The organism is Chryseobacterium sp. PET-29 (genome assembly GCF_025736815.1).
Taxonomy (GTDB): domain Bacteria; phylum Bacteroidota; class Bacteroidia; order Flavobacteriales; family Weeksellaceae; genus Chryseobacterium; species Chryseobacterium nepalense.
The window spans coordinates 769,236-790,690 of record NZ_CP107053.1 but is presented as its reverse complement, the minus strand read 5'-3'; the positions used below and the strand labels follow the sequence as shown (position 1 = coordinate 790,690).

Here is a 21,455-nt window from a genome sequence, read left to right as displayed (position 1 = left end):
TCAACAGTGAATTTGCTTTACAAGCGAACTTTTAACCTGACAGCAAAGCAAATTGACAATTCACTTATTGACTTTAAAATTATTTTTTCGCTATGTTGGTACTGTCTACCACGAGAATAAAAATTTCCTCATTCGGTTTTTTCATGAAATAATTTTCTCTGGCGTACTTTTCTTTTTCAGACTTATTATTCATCAGCTTTTTATAAAATGCATCATTTTTTTCGTACTCGGTTTTATAATATTGAAGCTGTTCTTCGTATTTACTGATCTCGCCATTCAGCTCATTGATTACCAGAAATGAGGTTTTATCGAAAAAAATCATCCAGACCAAAAACAGGCAGATCGTAATGGTATATTTATTCAGCAGATATTTCTGAATGAATTTAAATGTTTCCGATTTCGGCTGAATGTCTTTGATAAGTTTGCTTCCTTTCATTGTCTTAATGTTTTCTCAGAGAATTTTTGATCACAGTCGTTAAAAAATCAATGGCTACGGAATTTTGCCTCATATTAGGGATAATAAGATCCGCTTCATTTTTAGAAGGCTCAATGAATTCCTGATGCATCGGTTTCAGAGTTGTCTGATAACGGTGAAGCACTTCATTCAGGTCTCTTCCCCTTTCCTGGGTGTCCCTTCGTATTCTCCTGATCAATCTTTCATCGGAATCGGCATGTACAAATACTTTAAGATCAAATTCCTTTAAAAGTTCTTTATTTGTGAGAACAAGAATCCCTTCCACTACCAATACGTTTTTAGGCTCTACAGTAACATGGTCTCCGGTCCTTGAATGGGTTACAAAGCTGTAAATCGGCTGCTCAATAGGCTCGTTGTTCTTTAAAGCTTTTACATGTTTTATCAATAAATCAAAGTCAATAGACTTAGGATGATCATAATTTAAAGCTTCTCTTTCTACTAAAGTAAGATTATGATTATCATGATAATAATTATCCTGGGAAAGGATGTTCATTCCTTCAATATCAAGCTGCTGTATTATTTTGTCAACAACCGTAGTTTTGCCGGATCCGGTGCCTCCTGCAATTCCTATTACAAGCATTCTGTTTGTTTCTTTATAGTTTTTACAAATATACTATTTTAGTTGAATGCAAATAAAATAATGCCGACTGAATTATTCAAAACAAAAAATCCGATGTATGATAACACCGGATTTAAATTTTTATTTTTTGATGAATTTTGTTGACAATTCCAAACCTTTTATCCTCAGAATATAGTCTCCGACTGCCAAATGAGAGACGTTGACCGTATTTCTTCCGTTGGCTATGGTTGTTTCTAATACCTTTCTTCCTTCCATATTGAAGATTTCAACTTTTTCTTCCTTGCTGATCTTCATGGAAATATTCAAAACCTCTGAAACCGGGTTCGGATAAATGGCAATGATTTCTTTTTTAGAAAGATCATCTACGCTTAGCTGACATGAATAAGCCGGCAGTGTATATCCTGCAGCTGTAAATTCTGTGGTGATCTGGTTAATATCATTACAATTAAATCCAAATGTTCCCAGCATATCAATTGCAGCCTGCCTTACGGCAATTGCAGCATTCTGCTGATTGGTATTGGAAGTGGTAAGGCTTAATCCTTCAAGAAATGCGCGATCTGTTTTTTGTTTTCCGATAGCATCATAAATTCTCATGAGTGCAGAGGCCCAAATTTGCCCATCCGTATGGATAGAACCGGTTAACCCGCCCGGATAAATTGCGGCATAATCTGTAACCCTTCCGTCCCAGAAAGGATTGTGCCCATCCCAGCTGAACATCCATTGATAAGCTGCATCAGTGGGCTGCCACTGGTTAAGGCTTCTGCTGTATGATTGCGCCCAATAGTCTCCACAACCTTCACTCAAACCGTTAACCTGTGAAAGATTTCCGTTGGTAAGCCAGTCGTGAATTCCGTGACCAAGCTCATGCAGAATAACATCTGCATCTTCAGCATCGTCTACGCCTCCTTCCCCGAATACCAGAATCTGGCTATTGGGATCATAATGTGAATTGTCGGCACCACCTTCTCCATGCGGGTCAAATGCAAGAACACCATTGTTCATAACCGGAATACATGGGATTCCCAATGTTACATTAATATAACGAAGATTGTTGTCAAGATGCCAGTAGGCGTTGGCTGCTTCAAATCCATCCTGATTTCTGTTAAATAAAAATTGGTTGCTCGTTTGGGTAAAAAGCCCTTTGTTAGGTGATTCCAGTTCTTTGATCTCCGCATAAGTACCTTTCAGCTTGTATACACCTGCTGTCAGCTCCAATTCAGGAATTGTAACTAAAGTTCTAGCCGCGTCCAGACTCGCATTTGTAGCATCATTTCCGTCTACATATTGTCCGCCGTAGGCAACATGCATTTTAGATAAAGGATCCGGGTTAAAGATGTACGCAGAACCTGTTACCAGAACGTTTTTTTTAACTTCCTTCTGTTTTTTATTTTTTTCAGGCTTTTCTTGTTTTTCCTTGTGTCGAAAAGCAATGTCTTTCACACTGATTACTTCACCTGTTTTTGCATCAATTATCGTTTCCCAGCTTCCCGGATTTTCATATGAACTTGTAAGAACACGATACACCAGCTTTGTTTCCCCCTGCTCTGTAAGATATACAAAAAGCTTAAAGTCTTCATAAGTGATATCTCCTTTTGAATGAGAAGCAATATGCGCTTTTTTCAACGCATCCACCGATGAAACAGAAGGGTTAATATCTATCTGCTGAACATTTTTTTTGAAACTTTCAGTAGCCGTATAGCTGATCTGGCCATTTTTATTGAAATGCATCACAATTTCTGACTGAAAGACAGGAACATTTCCTATCATCTGCTGAAAACGGAGCGTTTCTCCAGAATTTCCTTTTCTCACATAGTTTAATTTCAATGTGCTGAAATCCTGAAGCCCTATACTTCTTGAATTTTGAGTAATCCAGTTTCTTGCAGGATTTTCCAATGATGACTGCTGACCGTATAAAGCCGTACATGACAATAGGCAGCCAACAAGCAAAGAGTTAATTTGTAATTTCATCTAAATTTTTATAATTAGCGGCGACAAGTTACAAATTTTTGATAAATTTTTATGGATCTGGCAAAAAATCTATAGATTTTTTATAAAAGAAGAGCTTCGGCATTTGCGGAAGCTCTTCTTTTATAAAATTTCACTGGTTAATTCTCTTGAAAGTAACTTTTCGTGCATTGGTTTCAGCAGATCCAGAGAACCCGTTTTTACGGTACATTTGCCTTTAAAATGGACAAGAATTGTACATTGTTCTGCTTGTTCCAGAGTGTGTTTGCAAATCTCAATCAGGCAATCAATTACATAATCAAATGTATGAACATCATCGTTATGTAAAACCAGTTTATACACTTCATCCGTATCGTCCAGTACAAGCACCTCCTCTTCATACTGCCGTTTCGGATCTTCGTAATCTCTGATGCTGTTAAAAAAAAACATTACAATTTTATTTAAGGTTAAATCAGACCTCGCCTATTTTTTCAGCCAGATCATTTATAGTATTTGGTTCTTCGTACACCAGCTCTACCAACTCTACACTTTTATTATTCATTTTTAATATTTTAAAATGATAATTTTCGAGATCGAATTCCTGGTTTTCTTCCGGGATATCTTCCAAAGCATGAAGAATAAATCCTGCAAGGGTATTGTATTCGCTTTCTTCCGAAAGAGGAAGTTTTTTAGGTATGAATTCGTTGATTTCGTCAAGTGGCTGTGTAGCCTGTACCCAGTAGGTATTCTCTCCTATTTTATCAACAATTTTTTCTTCATCATCTTCTTCATCCTGAATTTCACCTACCAGTTCTTCCAGAATATCTTCAAGGGTGATAATTCCTTCCGTACCTCCGAATTCATCTATCACAATGGCAAGATGCTGTTTTTTCTGTTGGAAAATTTTAAGAAGGTCTGAAATCTTTTTACTTCCTACCACAAAAAATGCATCACGCATCAGATCTTTAAGATCATCATGGCTAAGTTCACCTTTTCTTTTAACAAATTCCCTTATAATTTCTTTGGTATAAAGAATACCAATCACATTGTCGATAGAATCAACATACACAGGAATTCTGGAATATCCACTCTCCATGATTTTGTTGATGATTTCATTCACATCCTCTTCAAAATCGATAGAAGTAATATTTTGCCGTGGCACCATGATCTGCTTGGCAGAATGATCTGTAAAATCGAATGCATTCTTGATGATTTCATAATTCTCCTCTTCAATTTCTCCGCTGTCCGCACTCTGCTTTACCAAAAGCTGAAGTTCTTCGGTAGAGTGTATTTCGTGTTCGGAAGCAGGGTGAATTTTTACCAATCTTAAAAAAGTATTGGACATTAAGTTCATCAACCAGATAAATGGCTTGAAAACAGTGTAAAATACTCTTAACGGAATAGCCGTTGCCATTGTGGTAGATTCTGATTTCCGGATGGCAATAGATTTAGGAATAAGTTCTCCGAAAACAATATGCATAATTGTGATAAGAACGAAACTTGTGATTACGGAAATTGAGGTAATCGTTGTTTCGGTGAGATCAATATTAAGGGAGCTGAAAATATTTTCAACAATATGATGTAATGCACTTTCTCCTACCCAACCCAGGGCAAGGGAGGCCAAAGTAATACCAAGCTGTGTTGCGGAGAGATATTCATCAAGATGTTTGATGATATGCTCTGCCTGCTTTGCCATAGAGTTTCCTTCTGCGGCTTTTAACTGGATTTGTGAGTAACGTACTTTAACAATTGAAAATTCTGCGGCTACGAAGAAGCCATTTAGTAAAACAAGTAATAAGGCCAGCAAAAGCCTGACTATGTCCGAATCCATTTAGAAATTGTATATAATTTATTGTACAAATATATACAAAATAAAAATAACAAAAAAAGCATCGTGGTATACGATGCTTTAATAAATATTTGTATGAAATATCTTTTAAGAGTTTTTCAAAGCTTCTGCTCCGGAAACGATCTCCAGGATTTCGTTTGTAATTGCAGCCTGTCTTGCTTTGTTATAGAAAATTACAAGATCATTTTTCAGAGCTTGTGCATTATCTGTTGCTTTGTGCATGGCCGTCATTCTCGCACCGTGTTCAGAAGCTACTGAATCAAGAATTGCTTTGAAAACCTGAGTCTTGATCGATTTAGGAATCAGGTTATCCAGAATCTCAGTTCTGTTAGGTTCAAAAATATAATCTGTTTCTACCTGAGGTTCTGTATTTTCCGGCATAGAAATCGGAAGAAGCTGTTCTGTTGTTACTTCCTGGGTAGCAGCGTTGACGAATTTATTATAAATTAAATATACTTCATCAAATTTACCTTCTTTGAAACTAGTCATTACTGCTTCCGTAACGTGAGATACTGTATCGAAATTAAGGTTATCGTATACAGAACTTGCGTTGGAATATACCGTACGACTTCTTCTTACAGCATCAAAAGCTTTTTTACCTACAGGAAGAACTTCAATTTCATATTGAGAATTATTCTTAAACTGTGCATTAAGCTCTTTAACAATAGATGAGTTAAAAGCGCCGGCAAGACCTCTGTTTGAAGTAACAGCGATGAAAAGTATTTTTTTCACCTCTCTTTTCTGAGCATACACAGAAATCTGATCAGGATCTGAACTTGAATTTACATTCTGGATAAGCTCCTGCAGTTTTTCAGAATATGGTCTCAGCATTACGATAGCGTCCTGTGCCTTTTTCAGTTTCGCTGCGGAAACCATTTTCATAGCACGGGTAATCTGCATCGTAGATGAAATTGACGTAATTCTGCCTCGTATTTCTTTTAAGTTTGCCATTATTTTGGTTCAAGGTTTAAGGTCTAAAGTTTAAGGTTTAAACATAATAATTTAAACCTTAAACATTGAATTTTTAGTTATATTTAGAAGCTAAATCGTTAGCTGCCTGCTTAAGAACGCTCGTGATTGAGTCATCGATTTTTCCAGCTTTGATAGCAGCCATCGTTTCAGGGTGCTTAGATCTCAGGAATGCGATATACTCGATCTGGAATTCTTTTACTTTTCTGATAGGAACGTTTCTTAATAAATTCTCCGTTCCTGCGTAGATCATCGCTACCTGGCTGTCTACAGGAAGTGGAGAGTTTACCGGTTGTTTAAGAATTTCTACGTTTCTTTCTCCTTTAGAGATTACTGCTAAAGTAGCAGCATCAAGATCAGAACCGAATTTAGCGAATGCTTCCAATTCTTTATATTGTGCCTGGTCAAGTTTCAATGTACCAGATACTTTTTTCATTGATTTGATCTGAGCGTTACCTCCTACTCTGGATACAGAGATACCCACGTTAATTGCAGGACGCACCCCTGAGTTGAATAGATCAGATTCAAGGAAGATTTGTCCGTCTGTAATAGAGATTACGTTGGTTGGGATATACGCAGAAACGTCACCAGCCTGAGTTTCGATAATCGGAAGCGCTGTTAATGAACCTCCCCCTTTTACGATTGGTCTTAAAGACTCAGGTAAATCATTCATCTGGCTTGCGATATTGTCATCAGCGATTACTTTCGCAGCTCTTTCCAATAATCTTGAGTGAAGATAGAAAACGTCTCCAGGATAAGCTTCACGGCCCGGTGGTCTTCTCAATAGTAGAGAAAGCTCACGGTACGCAACCGCCTGTTTAGATAAATCATCGTAAACGATCAATGCCGGTCTACCCGTATCTCTGAAGAACTCCCCGATCGCAGCACCTGCCATTGCAGAATATACCTGCATTGGAACCGGATCTGATGCGTTAGCCGCAACGATTACCGTATATGCTAAAGCTCCTTTATCAGAAAGTGTTTTTACGATTTGTGCTACAGTAGACGCTTTTTGTCCGATAGCAACATATATACAATATACAGGCTTCCCTGCATCATAGAATTCTTTTTGGTTGATGATCGTATCGATCGCAACAGTGGTTTTACCCGTCTGTCTGTCACCGATGATAAGCTCTCTTTGCCCTCTCCCTACAGGAATCATAGAGTCAATGGCAACGATACCTGACTGTAAAGGTTCAGTTACCGGCTGTCTATAAATAACTCCGGGAGCTTTTCTTTCCAATGGCATTTCGTATAAATCCCCAGTAATAGGACCTTTACCATCGATAGGGTTACCAAGAGTATCCACTACTCTTCCTAACATTCCTTCTCCTACTTTGATAGAAGAGATTCTGTTTGTTCTTTTTACTGTATCTCCTTCTTTTACCAATTTACTTTCACCAAGTAGCGCAACACCTACGTTGTCTTCTTCAAGGTTCAGTACAATACCTTCTACATCACTAGAAAATTTCACCAACTCTCCGTATTGTACGTTTTCTAACCCGTATACACGAGCAATTCCATCACCGATGGTTAAAACTGTACCTACTTCCTCAACGTTTGATTGAGTATCGAAGTTGGCCAATTGCTGTTTTAAGATCGCAGATACTTCTGCCGGATTTATTTCTGCCATTGTATGGTTGTTTTTTCTTTAATTTAATTGAAAATCTTTTTTAACTTTATTAAGCTTAGATCTTACTGAAGCATCTACCTGCTGATCTCCCACTCTTAAAATGTATCCTCCTAAAATTTCAGGTTTTACATTTACAATAAGGTCGAATTTTGAATTGGCGTTCACTAAATTGGTAGAACCCAAAATCTGATCAATATTCTCTTTGGAAAGTGGAGTTGCTGTTGTAAGTACGACTCTCTGTACTCCGTTGATATCTTCAACTTTGTTGATGAATTCCTGAGCGATATTTTTCAGCTGGTTTTCTCTTCCGTGTCTGATTACCAAAGTAATGATATTTCTGGAAGATGCCGATAAACCTTTAAAAATTTCGTTTGCTACTTCTACTTTCTTTTTAGAATCGATGTAAGGGGTAAGGAAGAACTTTCTTAAATCCTCAGATTCAGTCATGATCTTTACTACATCTTTCATTTCAGAAAATACAGTAGCCGTTTGCCCTGATTCGTTGGTGAAATCAAGTAAACCTTGTGCGTATCTTTTAGCTACTTTAGATGTAAGCATTCTTAGTTAAGGTTTGATTTGTTTAAATAATTCTGAACTAATTCGTTTTGAGCTTCGCTGTTGTCAAGCTTTTGCTTAAGGATAGATTCTGCGATATTTACGGATAATGTACCGATCTGAGTTTTGATATCTGCCATAGCAGCATTTTTCTCAGCATTGATGGTTTGTTTAGCCGCTTCGATCATTTTATCTCCTTCAGCTTTAGCAACATCTTTAGCCTCACCTACGATTCTATCTTTAATTTCTCTTGCTTCTTTAAGGATAGCATCTCTTTCGATTTTCGCCTCACGAATGATTCTTTCGTTATCCTCTTTTAAAGTTTCCATTTCTTTTCTTGCCAATGTAGCTTGATTAAGAGCATCAACAATAGAAGTTTCTCTGTCGTTGATTGCATTAACAATCGGTTTCCAAGCGAATTTTGCAAGAAGAAACAATAGGATAACAAAAGTAAGGGTCATCCAAAACAAAAGTCCAATTCCAGGTTCTATAATTCCCATATCTGTAAATTCTTTTTTTTAATCGTTATTATGGATTTTTTAAAATTCCTAGCAGCCAGCCAACCGCTCGGCTGCTAAGAAATGTTTTTGAGGATAATTACTTGATGAAAGCACCAAAGATAATCGCGATAAGACCAGCACCCTCGATAAGACCAGCAGCAATAAGCATTGCTCCTTGAATCTTTCCAGCTTGCTCAGGTTGTCTTGCGATAGCATCCATAGCGTGACCACCGATTTTACCGATACCCATACCTACTCCAAGTACAGCTAAACCGATACCTACGTAAATTAATCCTGCTCCAGTTGTGATGTCCATAATAAATAAATTATATTAGTTAAAAATTATTTTAATATTTTCTTTTAATTAGTGAGCGTGCTCTTCGTGACCGTGCTCATGTTCGTGCTCTGCTACTGCGATACCGATAAATAGAGCGGACAATACCGTGAAGATATATGCTTGCAGTGCCGCTACCAATAATTCCAATACAGAAACAAATAATGCTAATGGTACAGATGCAAATCCTAAGAACGGAGATCTGAAAATGAAGATTAGTGAAATAATCGCCAGGATCATAATGTGCCCCGCTGTAACGTTAGCGAAAAGTCGCATCATCAAGGCGAAAGGTTTTGTAAAGATCCCGATAATCTCAATTGGAACCATAATTGGGTACAATAAGATTGGAACCGGCGGCATGAAGATATGCTTCCAATAATCTTTATTAGCACTGAATAAAGTAATCAATAAAGTAATGATTGCTAAAACTGCAGTAATTGCGATGTTCCCTGTAAGGTTGGCCCCGAAAGGAAAGAAAGGAATCAATCCGAATAAGTTATTAAACCAGATAAAGAAAAATGCGGTTAATAAATAAGGCATATATCTTTTGTATTTAACAGATCCTATATTTGGTATTGCTACCTCGTCTCTTATGAATACAATTACAGGCTCTAATAATTTCCCTGCACCTTTTGGCAACTGAGATTTTTTATAGTTTCTTGCCATCCCCATGAAGATCACCGCCATGAAAATTACCGAAAGAAACATTGACGCTGCATTCTTTGTAATTGAAAGATCAAAGAACACTTCATTTGCTTTTTGCTTTCCGCTGATTATTGAAAACAGAGTAGCTTTCTGAATTCCTTTAGTTGAAACAACCTGTCCTTCCTCTAAAGTATACCCGTCATGCTCATGACCGTGAGCAATACTCTTTGAAAGAAAAGTGTGCCATCCTTCATTATCTTTAATAATCACAGGAAGCGGAACAGACACATGATGCTCTTCACCGTTATCATCTTTTGTAGTCCATAAATGCCATTCATTTGAATCACCGATGTGTTCCATGATCATTTTAGTAGCATTAAAACCTTCTTTCTGCTCTATTTTTTCCGCCGGCTCTTCGCCTTCAGAAGTATGTTGAGCAATCGCTAAACCGCTCACAAACACAAATAAAAATGCGAAAAACAATGAAGAAATCTTTCTATTCATATCTCTTTTTTAATCGTGTGCAAATATATCGATTTTATTAAACTTTACCAATATTAAAAATTGATTTTTATCATCAAAAAAACTAAGATTTATTAATGAGTTTTATTATCGGTATATATATAAGGAGTGATGCTATTATAAAACATATCACTATAAATAGAAAATTTTCTTTTGTTTTCTCTATAATAATTAATGAAACAATGAGCCAGATAATATCTTTTGATATATTGATGGCTAAAAATTTCATTCCCGCGTCTGATTTTCTATACATATATTTTTTAAAAATTATAAAAACGCTAATGTTTAAGATTGAAATCAGCAGGATAATGATTAAACTATCGATAAAATTCATTCCACAAAAATAGAATTATAATTTTGATACATTACAAATCTCTTTATCTATATATTAATATATACTAAAAATTTGCTTATTTTTGCAAACCTATAATTTACAATACATATGTTTAATAGTTTACAGGATAAATTAGACAAAGCGCTACATAATATTTCAGGACGTGGAAAAATCACGGAAATCAACGTTGCGGAAACCGTAAAAGAAATTCGTAGAGCATTGGTGGATGCCGATGTTAATTATAAAGTTGCAAAAGATCTTACGAAAAGAGTTCAGGATAAAGCACTGGGACAGGATGTTCTTACATCGCTTACTCCGGGACAGCTGATGACGAAAATCGTTCATGATGAACTTGTAGATCTTATGGGGGGCTCCCAGGAAGGAATCAACCTTTCCGGAAAACCATCTGTGATTCTTATTGCAGGGCTTCAGGGTTCTGGTAAGACAACATTCTCCGGAAAATTGGCCAATTATTTAAAAACAAAAAGAAATAAGAAACCTCTTTTGGTAGCATGTGACGTGTACCGTCCGGCTGCGATCGACCAGCTGAAAGTATTAGGCGGACAGATTGGCGTTCCTGTCTTCACGGAAGAAGGTTCTATGGATCCTTCAAGCATTTCTCAAAACGCCATTAATTTTGCTAAATCAAACGGTCACGATGTGGTGATTGTAGATACTGCTGGTCGTTTGGCCATTGACGAGCAGATGATGAAGGAAATTAAAACTGTTCACTCTGTTATTGCACCAAACGAAACACTATTCGTTGTAGATTCCATGACGGGTCAGGATGCGGTGAATACGGCAAAAGCATTCAATGATACTCTAAATTTTGACGGAGTTGTTTTAACAAAATTGGACGGTGATACCCGTGGTGGAGCAGCTTTAACAATCCGTTCCGTAGTTGAAAAACCTATTAAATTCATCTCTACCGGTGAGAAAATGGAAGCACTGGATCTTTTCTATCCGGAAAGGATGGCAGACAGAATCCTGGGAATGGGAGACGTTGTTTCCCTGGTAGAAAGAGCACAGGAACAGTTTGATGAAGAAGAAGCCAAAAAGCTTCATAAAAAAATCGCCAAAAACGAGTTTGGTTTTGATGATTTCCTGAAACAGATCAATCAGATCAAAAAAATGGGGAACATGAAGGATTTGATGGGAATGATTCCGGGTGTAGGAAAAGCGATCAAAGATGTGGAGATCAGCGATGACGCATTCAAACATATTGAGGCAATCATCTACTCCATGACTCCAGAAGAAAGAAGAAAACCTTCTATCATCAATACACAGAGAAAAAACAGGATTGCCAAAGGTGCCGGAAGAAAAATTGAAGATGTAAACCAACTGATGAAGCAGTTTGACCAGATGGGTAAAATGATGAAGATGATGCAGGGACCTCAGGGAAAACAGATGATGCAGATGATGAGCAAAATGCCGAATATGCCTGGAATGGGCGGAATGTTCGGTAAATAAGCACACCAAATTAAATCAAATCAATTAAAAATATTTTTATGGAAGTATACGGAAACAATCAAGGTAATTATAATCAGCCTTACCGGTCTGAAAAAAAAGTAGCCGCCGGTATTCTTGCTATCCTTTTGGGTGGACTGGCTATTCATAAATTTTACCTGGGATATACAAAAACGGGAATCATTCAGCTGATTTTAAGTCTTGTAACCTGCGGTACTGTTGGCGGACTTATCGGTTTAATAGAAGGGATCATTTATCTTACGAAATCTGATGAGGAGTTTGACAGAACCTACGTTCAGAACCAGAAAGAATGGTTTTAATTTTAAATAAAAATATAAAATGCGGCTCAATAAATTTGAGCCGCATTTTTTTTACTCTGTCAAAGTTTCGATCTTTGACAACGTTTTTTATTTATCAGATTTCTGAGCTTTAGCTTTAATGAAGTAAGAGAAGCCTGCATTCACTCCGAAAGTGTTTCTTGTTGTTTTATAATCAATTCCGGAATAAGTTTCTTTATTATAGAACTGATCAAAGCCAAGACCTAAATTAATCCCCAAAGATTGGGTAGCCATATAGGTAACTCCTGCTTTCGCTTTCCATGCAAGACCATCCGTTGTTGTATCACCTGACCAAAGCAAAGGATCTGCAATAGAATTGGAAATATTGAATTTTGTTTTAGTAGATGCATATCCGATTCCCGCTCCTACAAAAGGGAAAAATTTGCTGTCTGTATTAAAATAGTAAGTAGCAGTCGGCATAACGGAAAATGTAGATAAAGTCACTTTACTCCCATCATTTTTAGTAGTATTCGAATCAAAACCTAAATCAATTCCTACTGCCAATCCGTCGATAACAAAATATCCAACAGAAGGTGTAATTGAAAAAGAGCTGACTTTAGTTTCATCATATTTTGTTCCGTTTACCTTAGTATTGGTGTTAATACTGTTGAAACCCATTCCTGTGTTTCCGCTGATTACCCAATCTCCTTTTGTCATTTGAGCGTTGGAAAGTCCAAAAAGTGCAACTGCACCTGCAAGTAATAGTTTTTTCATGATTTTTTAATTTAAAAAGTTTATGTTTAGTTTTGTTTTATTATTTAGCAAAAAAATATTTTACCCCGAAAGTAACCGAAGATAAATTTAAACCGAAATTGAATGTATCAGTTCCATTTTCCTGATCTTTAATCTTCATGTTTTTATACCCAAACTCTCCGATGGTAGCTTCAATCGTCCAGTTTTTATTGATGAAATAATCCAGTCCGGGTTTCACATTTACACCGAATGAAGTATATTTTTGTTCGATATTTATACTTTGAAAATAGGTATATCCATTCATATCAAAATAATTTAATTGTAGATCTGCCGTACGTTTTCCAATTTCTACAGGAATTTCAAGCTGTCCGAAAATATATAAATTATCCGAAAGTGTCCAGTATTTTCTGATGAATGGTCTCGCTGTAAAAGCATTCGCCTTAATGGTCGACTGCAGGGTTTCAACACCAAACCCGAGATTATTGACATCCGTATTTTCTGCTTTGCTGCCAGTATAGCCTATTCCCGTACCTATTGCCAAATTAGGGGCAATGAAAACACCTACTGTAGGAATGACACTGAAATTCTGACTTTTATTTTCTGTATTATTGTCTTTATTCTGAGAAAAACCTGCCTGACCGGACAGATAAAGCGTCCCCGTTTTGATCTGGGCATTAGAAAGACCGAAAAGCATAACAGTTCCGGCTAAGAGTAATTTTTTCATGGTAATTTAGTAATGAATTATATGTAGAAAAAGCCCTAAGCAAAAACTTAGGACTTTAGATTATATATGTTTTGTTTATTATTTAGCAAAAACATATTTAACACCGAAAGTAACTGAAGATAAGTTTAATCCGAAGTTAAAGTTATCAGTGCTTTTGTCAAGATCTTTGTACTTGAAGTTGTTGTATCCGAATTCTCCGATAGTAGCTTCGATAGACCAGTTTTTGTTTAAGAAATAATCTAAACCTGGTTTTACGTTTACTCCTATGGAAGTGAATTTAGATTCAGTATTGAACTGAGATGCTGTACCACTGTATTCAGCTTTATCTTTACCAAACGCCATTGGAACTTCCAATTGACCGAAGATGTATAATTTCTCACCTACAGTCCAGTATTTTCTTACGAATGGAGCTACTACAAATGCATCAGTGGAAAGTTTAGTTTCAACATTAGTCAACGCACTTGTTGTAGTGTTAGAAGTGTTTGCATACCCTACACCTAAACCAACAGCTACATTATTTCCAACGAAATATCCAACAGTAGGTACAATAGTGAAATCTTCTACTTTAGAATCTGTATTGTTATCCTGAGTTGAAGAATAACCTACCTGTCCTGATAAGTATGTAGTTCCTTTAGCGATCTGAGCATTAGATAAACCGAAAAGTGCAATAGCACCTGCTAATAATACTTTTTTCATTTTTTAAAAATTTAATACTTTCTGACGGCAAATTTACAGTGGTACACGCTAATATTAAAATTTGTTAATGTGATTAATATCATTGCTTGTTTTTGGCTTTTTACAGCTATAAATCGTATTAAAAGAATGGAGTTGAAGTTTTCACAATTATATGAATAAAAAAACTCCAATTTTTCAATTGGAGTTAAATATGATTGATTTAAAAAAAATTTATCTCAGGAAAAAATTCGCTCCGAAGTTAATAGCTCCGAAGTTGAATCTGTCATTCCCTCTCCAGTAAGGATCTTTATATTTGCTACCGATATTCTGGAATCCAAGATACAATTCTGTATTTTTCATTTGATATCCTACTCTCGGTGCTACGTACAATCCACTATTGATATAATTCTTTGTAGAGATCGCTGCTCCCAGATCCAATCCTACAAAAAGAGGAATTTTATTAAAGGTATATTTTCCGGAAGCTGCAATCGGGATAAAACCGAAATCATCAACATTGTCTTTCCCGAAAAAATGAGAATATCCTGTAGTAGCACCAATATCCAGACCTTTCGTAATATTCCACATGTATGCTGCGTCTATACCGATTGTTACACTTGCCGCATCTGCAGCGTCACCAAGCGGAGCACCAATATGCCCCCCAAGTCTGAAACCTTCCTGCGCCTGCGCAACACCACCTAAAAGTGCAAAAGCACCCAGTAATAATAGTTTTTTCATTTTAATAAGTTTAAATATTTAATATTTGAATGATTATTCACTGAAAAATGTGGTATGTTAAAACCATAAAAAAGCGGAACAAATTTTGTACCGCTTTATATTTTTAAGTAAATAATTTTTCTTAGTTACCTCCGAATTTGAAACCTACACCTATTTGTGCAAAGCTATTGGTAACTTTACCTCCACTTCCGTCATTAGATAAATTTGAAACACCAAGGCTGTATCTTGCATCAAAGAATAATCCGTTTTCCAACATGTATTCTACACCTACGAACGGAGCAATATTTAATTTTTTGATATCGTCTTTAATGTCTACTTCACCGCTATCTCCTTCCACTTCTACATTCATGAAGTCAGACCCGATTACTGTTTTCTGTTTAGCGCTAAGAATAACTCCGAAGTTTGCACCAGCTGCAACTGAAAATCCTTCTGTTATGAAATATTTTGCTGAAACAGGTACCAAAAGAGTTCCCAGATTAACCTCTGTTTTTTCTCCAACATACATAATACCAACATTTACACCGTCAATCTTTTCCTTACCTCCTAGTGGTGAGTATAAAACTTCCGCCTGAAAACCGAAGTTATCATTGATCTTATATTCTGCCATACCACCAATGTAAAAAGTGTATTTAGGATCCATGTTTCTTTTTCCTAAATCATCCTGATTCTGATCAATTTTAAGTGTAGACATTGCAAAACCGGCTTTAGGACCAAACCTGAATTCCTGAGCTTTTGCGCTCATCCCGATAACAGCAACTGCTGTAAGAAGTAAAAATTTCTTCATTTCGTTAATAGTTTTTAAAGTAATTCGGGGCAAAAATACTCTTTTTTTTTAAAATTCCAACATTTGTGAATTTTATTTTAAATCAAAAAAAATACAGGAAATATAACTTCCTGTATTATAATATTTTGATTAAATAATTTTCCAGTTACTTAGTCGTTTCTCTGTCTTTTTTCTTCATCATTGTAGGCTAAAATAATCTTTTTAACCACCGGATGCCTTACCACATCTTCTTCCGTAAGATGCACAAATCCTATTTCTTTTACTCCTTTCAGAATACGCATTGCTTCTTTTAGGCCAGACTGTTGTTTTGGCGGAAGGTCAACCTGGCTTGGATCTCCCGTAATGATGAATTTTGCATTCATTCCCATTCTGGTTAAAAACATTTTCATCTGAGAATGCGTGGTATTCTGAGCTTCATCCAGAATCACAAACGCATCGTCAAGCGTTCTCCCTCTCATAAATGCTAAAGGAGCAACCTCAATTACTTTTTTCTCAATAAATCCTTCCAGTTTTTCGTGAGGAATCATATCCCGGAGTGCATCATATAAAGGCTGTAAATACGGATCCAGCTTTTCCTTAAGATCTCCCGGCAGGAAACCAAGGCTCTCCCCCGCTTCCACTGCAGGCCTTGTAAGAACAATTCTTTTAACGGTCTTATCTCTCAACGCTTTTGCAGCCAATGCAACACTGGTATACGTTTTACCCGTTCCCGCAGGTCCGATTGCAAAAACCATATCTTTTTTTTCGGTTTCTTTCACCAGTTTTTTAAGATTGGTGGTTTTGGCCTTAATGATTTTTCCGTTTACCCCTTTTACGATGATATCCTGATCGAAAACAAGCTGTTTTTCGTTTTCATCTTTTATATTGAGAATATTTTCAACATCTTTCAGGGTTATAGAATTATTTTTTGAAATATAATTTACTATGTCATCCAGTTTCTGCTTAAAAATATCAAGCGCTTCCTGATTTCCCATGGCGAAGATAAAGTGATCTCTCCCGGTGATTTTAAGGGTCGGAAATGTTGATTTTATTAAATTGAAATATTGGTTATTAACTCCATAGAAGATTTTCGCATCGATATCCTCCAAATCATATGTTAATTCAAACATGCAGTATCTTTATTAATTTTAGATTTTAAATGTAAAGCTTTTTTCGGAAATTTATATCAAATTCTTTTCCACAATCATTCGGGCATTCTTTTTATTTTAAATAAATTTGCATTTCTACTATTCTATAAACAATCAATGTCAATTATTACACTTACTTCAGATTTCGGAAATTTGGATTACAGAGTTGCCGCTGTAAAAGGCAGTATACTTTCTCTGAATCAGAAAGTTAATATTATTGATATTACCCATGATATCCAGGCTTTCAACCTTGTACAGACATCGTACATCGTGAGAAATGCATACAAACACTTTCCGAAAAACACGGTCCACATCATTTCTGTAGACAGTTTTCACAACAAATCGAGAAAAAATATACTTTATAAATCAGACGGACATTATTTTATTGCTGCTGACAACGGGCTTTTAAGTCTTGTTTTTTTTGATATCAAACCTGAAGCAATTTATGAAATCACTTTAAATAACAGATTTGATGATATTGTTAACTTTACATCAACCGATGTTTTTGTTCCTGCAGCAGTACATCTTGCCAATGGCGGACTGCCGGAAGTCATCGGTAGAAAGATTGATTCTGCCAAACAGCTTCTTTTTCCGAAACCTGTTTTCAATGAATCTGAAAAAATGATTATCGGGGAAGTTACTTATATTGATAATTTCGGAAATATAATATCAAATATTAGCAAAGATTTTTTTGAAAGTTCAGGAAAAGGATATGAAAATTTCACGATAAAATTCAGAAATTTAAGTCTTTCACGTATATTTTTAAGTCATACGGAGGTGGTTTCGGATTGGGAAAGAGAGACAGAATTTCACGGGCAATCTGCAGCAATTTTCAATGACAGCCAGCTTTTGGAGTTAACCATCTACAAAGGAAGCAAGAAAAACGGCGCCAAGTCTTTGTTCGGACTAAATGTAGGAGAGAATATTTACATTGAATTTTTCTAAAATTTAATATTTCATAAAAAAATCGATTTTTTTTATATATTTGTCAAAATCTAAAAATTAAAAATGGCAGAGTACAAATTATTGCTTCCTTCCATGGGAGAAGGTGTGATGGAAGCCACCATTATCACCTGGTTATTCAACGAAGGAGATCATGTGAAAGAAGATGATTCCATAGTGGAGATTGCAACTGACAAAGTAGATTCAGACGTTCCGACACCAGTTTCGGGGAAAATCGTTAAGATTTTAAAACAGAAAGACGAGGTTGCAAAAGTAGGCGAAGCTATTGCTATTTTAGAAATTGAAGGAGAAGGAAGTGCTCCTGCTTCTGAAGAAACAACTGCAGAAACTCAGGCTTCTGCTCCGGATGCCGAAACTTTAAAAACGATAGAAGAACCTTTAAAAGTATCTGCTTCCACAGAATTTTCGGGAGATCTTTATCTTTCCCCACTTGTAAAATCAATTGCACAACAGGAAAATATTTCTGAAGCCGAACTGAAATCCATCAATGGAAGTGGTCTGGAAGGAAGAATTACCAAAGAAGATATTTTAGCATACGTTAAAAACAGAGGCAATCAGTCTGTTCCACAAGCTGCACCGGCACAACAGACCGCTCCGGCTGCAAAACCTGTGGCGACATCTGCTCCTGCTTCCACAATCACGGCTGCTGCCGGTGATGAAATCATTCCGATGGACAGAATGAGAAAGATCATTGCCGAAAACATGGTGAAAGCCAAACAAATTGCTCCACACGTAACTTCTTTCATCGAAACAGATGTAACCAACGTTGTAAAATGGAGAAATAAAAATAAATCCCTCTTTGAAAAACGTGAAGGTGAAAAGCTTACTTTCATGCCGATTTTCGTAAGAGCGGTGGTAAAAGCCATTCAGGATTTCCCGATGATCAACGTTTCTATTAATGGTGAAAACATCATTAAAAAGAAAAATATCAATATTGGTATGGCAACCGCTTTACCGGACGGGAACCTTATTGTTCCGGTAATTAAAAATGCAGACCAGTTATCTCTTTCAGGACTGGCAAAAGCAATTAATGATCTGGCGTACAGAGCAAGAAATAAAAAATTAAGACCTGAAGATACTCAGGGCGCAACATATACTATCTCCAACGTAGGAAGTTTCGGAAACCTTATGGGAACTCCAATTATCCCTCAGCCGCAGGTAGCTATTTTAGCAATCGGGGCAATCGTTAAAAAACCGGCTGTTCTTGAAACGCCTGACGGAGACGTGATTGCAATCAGAAACTTAATGTTCATGTCTCACTCTTACGATCACAGAGTGGTAGACGGTTCTCTTGGAGGAATGATGCTGAAGCATGTTCATGACTACCTTGAAAACTGGGATCTGAACACAGAAATATAAGTAATGAGTATTGGTAATTAGTAATTAAACTTAATATTCATTAAATTAATTAAGATGATAAATTCTAAATGATGTAATTGTCTTGTTGAGCTTATCGAAACATCTTTACCATACAAACCTTCGGACTTTTCCGAAGGTTTTTTTACTATCTCGAATAAATTATATCTTTAAAAGAAATTCATTGCAATGGAAATTGATTTTAGAAAACTTGATGTCAAAAAACTTTTTGATTTTTCAAAAGAAGAAGAAAACTTGATTTTTCAAGTATATGATCAACTATTCGAGATCTATGATATAGCTGTTATTGATATCAAAGACTCACCATTTCATGAATTTGATTCCGGTAAGGAAATACCGATTTTCATACCCAGAATATGCTACTTTATTACGGATAAAAATAAAGAGCATTCTTTTTATCTTTTAATTGTTAACAAAATCGAAAACTCAGTACAAGGCCGTCGTTTACCTGCTCAGACAGAAACTTTACAAATTTGGGGAATGAAATCACTGGAAGGTAATTTTGGCTATATTTCAATCAATAAAAAGAAGTGGGCAGACAGAATCGCGGGAATATTCAGCAGCTTTAATATCAACTTTAAAGATAATTCATTCAGTAACTTTTATGTTTTAGGAAGTGATAAATATAAAGCCATGGCTTTTTTGGACGCAAAAAGAAAGGAAATAATAAAATCTTTTCCTGATGAAGATTTTAAGCTGGAAATTAAAAACAATATTTTATGTTTCGGACTTCCTAAAAATCTTTCTATTGAAAAAAGTATAATTATTGCAGAATTTTTAAACCAAATATAATTTCTGTACTTTTATACTGATCATCCAAATATAGAGAATGCTGAAAATTTTATCCCTAATCCGAAGATCATTAAAAAAGTCCTTCGACAATATCCACAACGAACAGCTGAAGCATAATCTTTTGCAGGCCATACCATTTTGGATAGGTTCCGTGATCACAGGCTTTGTAGCTGTTATGTATGCTAAAATCTTTGCATGGGGAGAACATCTTCTGAATTATATCCTGAACTGGCATTTGTGGATGATTTTCATTATTGCTCCCATCGGTTTTGTATTGTCGTGGTGGCTGGTGAAAGAATTCGCTCCGTATGCAAAAGGCAGCGGAATCCCTCAGGTAATGGCCGCGGTAGAACTTGCCAATCCGAAAGAACACAAAAAAATAAGAAGTTTATTAAGCTTAAAAATCATTGTCTTTAAAATACTTTCATCCGTCGTTCTGGTGATCGGGGGCGGTGCAGTTGGCCGGGAAGGCCCCACCATTCAGGTTGCAGGTTCTGTTTTCAGAAAAGTGAACGAATATCTTCCGGATTGGTGGCCTAAGATTTCCAAGAAAAATATGATCATGACAGGTGCTGCCGCAGGACTTGCCGCAGCTTTCAACACCCCTCTCGGCGGAATTGTTTTTGCGGTGGAAGAACTTTCGAAAACCCACATCAATTACTTTAAAACTGCTTTATTTACAGCGGTGATCATTGCAGGTCTTACAGCACAGACACTGGCCGGATCTTATTTATATTTAGGCTATCCGAAGACTAATGATGTTTCATTAATGGTCATGTTCCCGATTATGCTTGTTGCGGGAATTGCCGGAATTCTCGCAAGTCAGCTTTCGGTAATTATGCTTAAAATCACGGACTGGAAAAAGAGAAAACTGAAAACCGACAGAGCAAATGTTGTCTTTCTTGTGATATCGGCATTGCTTATAGCATCTGTCGCCTACTTTATCAACCGCGAAATTCTGGGTTCCGGAAAAGAAATCATGGAACGTATTCTATATACCGATGAAAAACACGAAGACTGGTATGTTCCTGTTTTACGGATGTTCGGTCCGGCACTATCTTTTACTTCCGGCGGTGCGGGAGGAATTTTTGCGCCTGCCTTAACGGCCGGAGCTACGGTTGGCTCCGTAATTTCAGGATTTATTGATCTGAGCCCGAATGAAACTAATGTCGTGGTTCTCGGAGGGATGGTCGCCTTTTTAACAGGGATTACAAGAGCTCCGTTTACATCAGCCATTATTGTCCTGGAAATGACCGACAGACATTCGTTAATATTTCATCTGATGCTTGCCGGAATGATTTCTTCCATTGCCTCAATTCTTGTCAGCAGGCATTCTCTGTATGATCTTATTAAAGTTGGTTTTTTGGAAGAAATACGGAAAGAGAAAAATTAATTGTTTATTTTAATCTAAATTAATAGTGCTAAAATTTCCGGAATGAA

At 36.5% G+C, this 21,455-nt stretch carries 23 protein-coding genes; 6 read left to right on the top strand and 17 right to left on the bottom strand.

Annotated elements, in window-relative coordinates:
- Positions 1 to 79 precede the first annotated feature (79 nt).
- The 11 genes from ODE14_RS03420 to atpB all read right to left on the bottom strand — a co-directional run bounded on the left by ODE14_RS03420 (position 80) and on the right by atpB (position 9,988).
- Entirely contained in the window at positions 80 to 436 is a 357-nt protein-coding gene (locus tag ODE14_RS03420) for an FtsB family cell division protein (RefSeq protein ID WP_248393632.1), read from the bottom strand.
- A gap of 4 nt (positions 437 to 440) precedes the next feature.
- The gene (udk, locus tag ODE14_RS03415) at positions 441 to 1,055 is read right to left on the bottom strand and encodes a uridine kinase (RefSeq protein WP_090000790.1); all 615 of its coding nucleotides are present in this window, start codon (positions 1,053 to 1,055) and stop codon (positions 441 to 443) included.
- Positions 1,056 to 1,175: 120 nt separating this feature from the next.
- A complete protein-coding gene (locus ODE14_RS03410) occupies positions 1,176 to 3,023 on the bottom strand; it encodes a T9SS type A sorting domain-containing protein (protein ID WP_263602978.1) in 1,848 nt (615 codons plus the stop codon).
- Between the two features lie 120 nt (positions 3,024 to 3,143).
- A complete protein-coding gene (locus ODE14_RS03405; RefSeq protein WP_248393634.1) occupies positions 3,144 to 3,449 on the bottom strand; it encodes an ATP-dependent Clp protease adaptor ClpS in 306 nt (101 codons plus the stop codon).
- A 22-nt stretch (positions 3,450 to 3,471) separates the two neighbouring features.
- Positions 3,472 to 4,830 carry a hemolysin family protein gene (locus ODE14_RS03400; RefSeq protein WP_248393635.1) on the bottom strand — a complete coding sequence of 453 codons (1,359 nt, stop codon included), beginning with the start codon at positions 4,828 to 4,830 and terminating at the stop codon, positions 3,472 to 3,474.
- Positions 4,831 to 4,935: 105 nt separating this feature from the next.
- The gene (atpG, locus tag ODE14_RS03395; RefSeq protein WP_248393636.1) at positions 4,936 to 5,799 is read right to left on the bottom strand and encodes an ATP synthase F1 subunit gamma; all 864 of its coding nucleotides are present in this window, start codon (positions 5,797 to 5,799) and stop codon (positions 4,936 to 4,938) included.
- Positions 5,800 to 5,872: 73 nt separating this feature from the next.
- Entirely contained in the window at positions 5,873 to 7,450 is a 1,578-nt protein-coding gene (gene atpA, locus ODE14_RS03390; protein ID WP_248393637.1) for a F0F1 ATP synthase subunit alpha, read from the bottom strand.
- Positions 7,451 to 7,468: 18 nt separating this feature from the next.
- Complete coding sequence (gene atpH / locus ODE14_RS03385) at positions 7,469 to 8,008, bottom strand: ATP synthase F1 subunit delta (RefSeq protein WP_248393638.1); 540 nt, start codon at positions 8,006 to 8,008, stop codon at positions 7,469 to 7,471.
- Between the two features lie 2 nt (positions 8,009 to 8,010).
- Positions 8,011 to 8,505 (bottom strand): F0F1 ATP synthase subunit B, encoded by a 495-nt coding sequence (locus ODE14_RS03380; protein ID WP_263602977.1) that lies wholly within the window; start codon positions 8,503 to 8,505, stop codon positions 8,011 to 8,013.
- 97 nt (positions 8,506 to 8,602) lie between these two features.
- A complete protein-coding gene (locus ODE14_RS03375; protein ID WP_055858794.1) occupies positions 8,603 to 8,821 on the bottom strand; it encodes an ATP synthase F0 subunit C in 219 nt (72 codons plus the stop codon).
- Between the two features lie 48 nt (positions 8,822 to 8,869).
- Positions 8,870 to 9,988 (bottom strand): F0F1 ATP synthase subunit A, encoded by a 1,119-nt coding sequence (gene atpB / locus ODE14_RS03370; protein WP_263602976.1) that lies wholly within the window; start codon positions 9,986 to 9,988, stop codon positions 8,870 to 8,872.
- A gap of 460 nt (positions 9,989 to 10,448) precedes the next feature.
- On the opposite strand from atpB, the gene ffh reads away from it, so the two are divergent.
- Together ffh and ODE14_RS03360 are read left to right on the top strand one after the other, a co-directional pair.
- Positions 10,449 to 11,810, top strand: coding sequence for a signal recognition particle protein (ffh, locus tag ODE14_RS03365; RefSeq protein ID WP_029293489.1), 1,362 nt, complete (start codon positions 10,449 to 10,451; stop codon positions 11,808 to 11,810).
- A gap of 38 nt (positions 11,811 to 11,848) precedes the next feature.
- Positions 11,849 to 12,127: a TM2 domain-containing protein gene (locus ODE14_RS03360; protein ID WP_248393641.1), complete on the top strand. Its 279-nt coding sequence runs from the start codon at positions 11,849 to 11,851 to the stop codon at positions 12,125 to 12,127.
- Between the two features lie 87 nt (positions 12,128 to 12,214).
- Here ODE14_RS03360 and ODE14_RS03355 read toward each other — a convergent pair whose 3' ends face one another.
- The 6 genes from ODE14_RS03355 to ODE14_RS03330 form a co-directional block, all read right to left on the bottom strand.
- Entirely contained in the window at positions 12,215 to 12,859 is a 645-nt protein-coding gene (locus ODE14_RS03355) for an OmpW family outer membrane protein (RefSeq protein WP_248393642.1), read from the bottom strand.
- A 40-nt stretch (positions 12,860 to 12,899) separates the two neighbouring features.
- Positions 12,900 to 13,562: an outer membrane protein gene (locus tag ODE14_RS03350; protein WP_263602975.1), complete on the bottom strand. Its 663-nt coding sequence runs from the start codon at positions 13,560 to 13,562 to the stop codon at positions 12,900 to 12,902.
- Positions 13,563 to 13,640: 78 nt separating this feature from the next.
- Positions 13,641 to 14,258, bottom strand: a complete 618-nt coding sequence (locus ODE14_RS03345) for an outer membrane beta-barrel protein (protein ID WP_248393644.1) — start codon at positions 14,256 to 14,258, stop codon at positions 13,641 to 13,643.
- Between the two features lie 210 nt (positions 14,259 to 14,468).
- On the bottom strand, positions 14,469 to 14,972 hold the full coding sequence (locus tag ODE14_RS03340) for a hypothetical protein (RefSeq protein ID WP_248393645.1): 504 nt from the start codon (positions 14,970 to 14,972) through the stop codon (positions 14,469 to 14,471).
- A gap of 121 nt (positions 14,973 to 15,093) precedes the next feature.
- Positions 15,094 to 15,756: a porin family protein gene (locus tag ODE14_RS03335; protein ID WP_263602974.1), complete on the bottom strand. Its 663-nt coding sequence runs from the start codon at positions 15,754 to 15,756 to the stop codon at positions 15,094 to 15,096.
- A 149-nt stretch (positions 15,757 to 15,905) separates the two neighbouring features.
- Positions 15,906 to 16,865 (bottom strand): PhoH family protein, encoded by a 960-nt coding sequence (locus tag ODE14_RS03330; RefSeq protein ID WP_263602973.1) that lies wholly within the window; start codon positions 16,863 to 16,865, stop codon positions 15,906 to 15,908.
- Between the two features lie 135 nt (positions 16,866 to 17,000).
- On the opposite strand from ODE14_RS03330, the gene ODE14_RS03325 reads away from it, so the two are divergent.
- The 4 genes from ODE14_RS03325 to ODE14_RS03310 all read left to right on the top strand — a co-directional run bounded on the left by ODE14_RS03325 (position 17,001) and on the right by ODE14_RS03310 (position 21,408).
- Complete coding sequence (locus tag ODE14_RS03325; RefSeq protein ID WP_248393648.1) at positions 17,001 to 17,828, top strand: S-adenosyl-l-methionine hydroxide adenosyltransferase family protein; 828 nt, start codon at positions 17,001 to 17,003, stop codon at positions 17,826 to 17,828.
- Between the two features lie 63 nt (positions 17,829 to 17,891).
- Positions 17,892 to 19,205 (top strand): dihydrolipoamide acetyltransferase family protein, encoded by a 1,314-nt coding sequence (locus ODE14_RS03320; RefSeq protein ID WP_263602972.1) that lies wholly within the window; start codon positions 17,892 to 17,894, stop codon positions 19,203 to 19,205.
- Between the two features lie 186 nt (positions 19,206 to 19,391).
- Positions 19,392 to 20,015 (top strand): hypothetical protein, encoded by a 624-nt coding sequence (locus ODE14_RS03315; RefSeq protein ID WP_263602971.1) that lies wholly within the window; start codon positions 19,392 to 19,394, stop codon positions 20,013 to 20,015.
- A gap of 37 nt (positions 20,016 to 20,052) precedes the next feature.
- Positions 20,053 to 21,408, top strand: coding sequence for a chloride channel protein (locus ODE14_RS03310; protein ID WP_263602970.1), 1,356 nt, complete (start codon positions 20,053 to 20,055; stop codon positions 21,406 to 21,408).
- Positions 21,409 to 21,455: the final 47 nt, after the last annotated feature.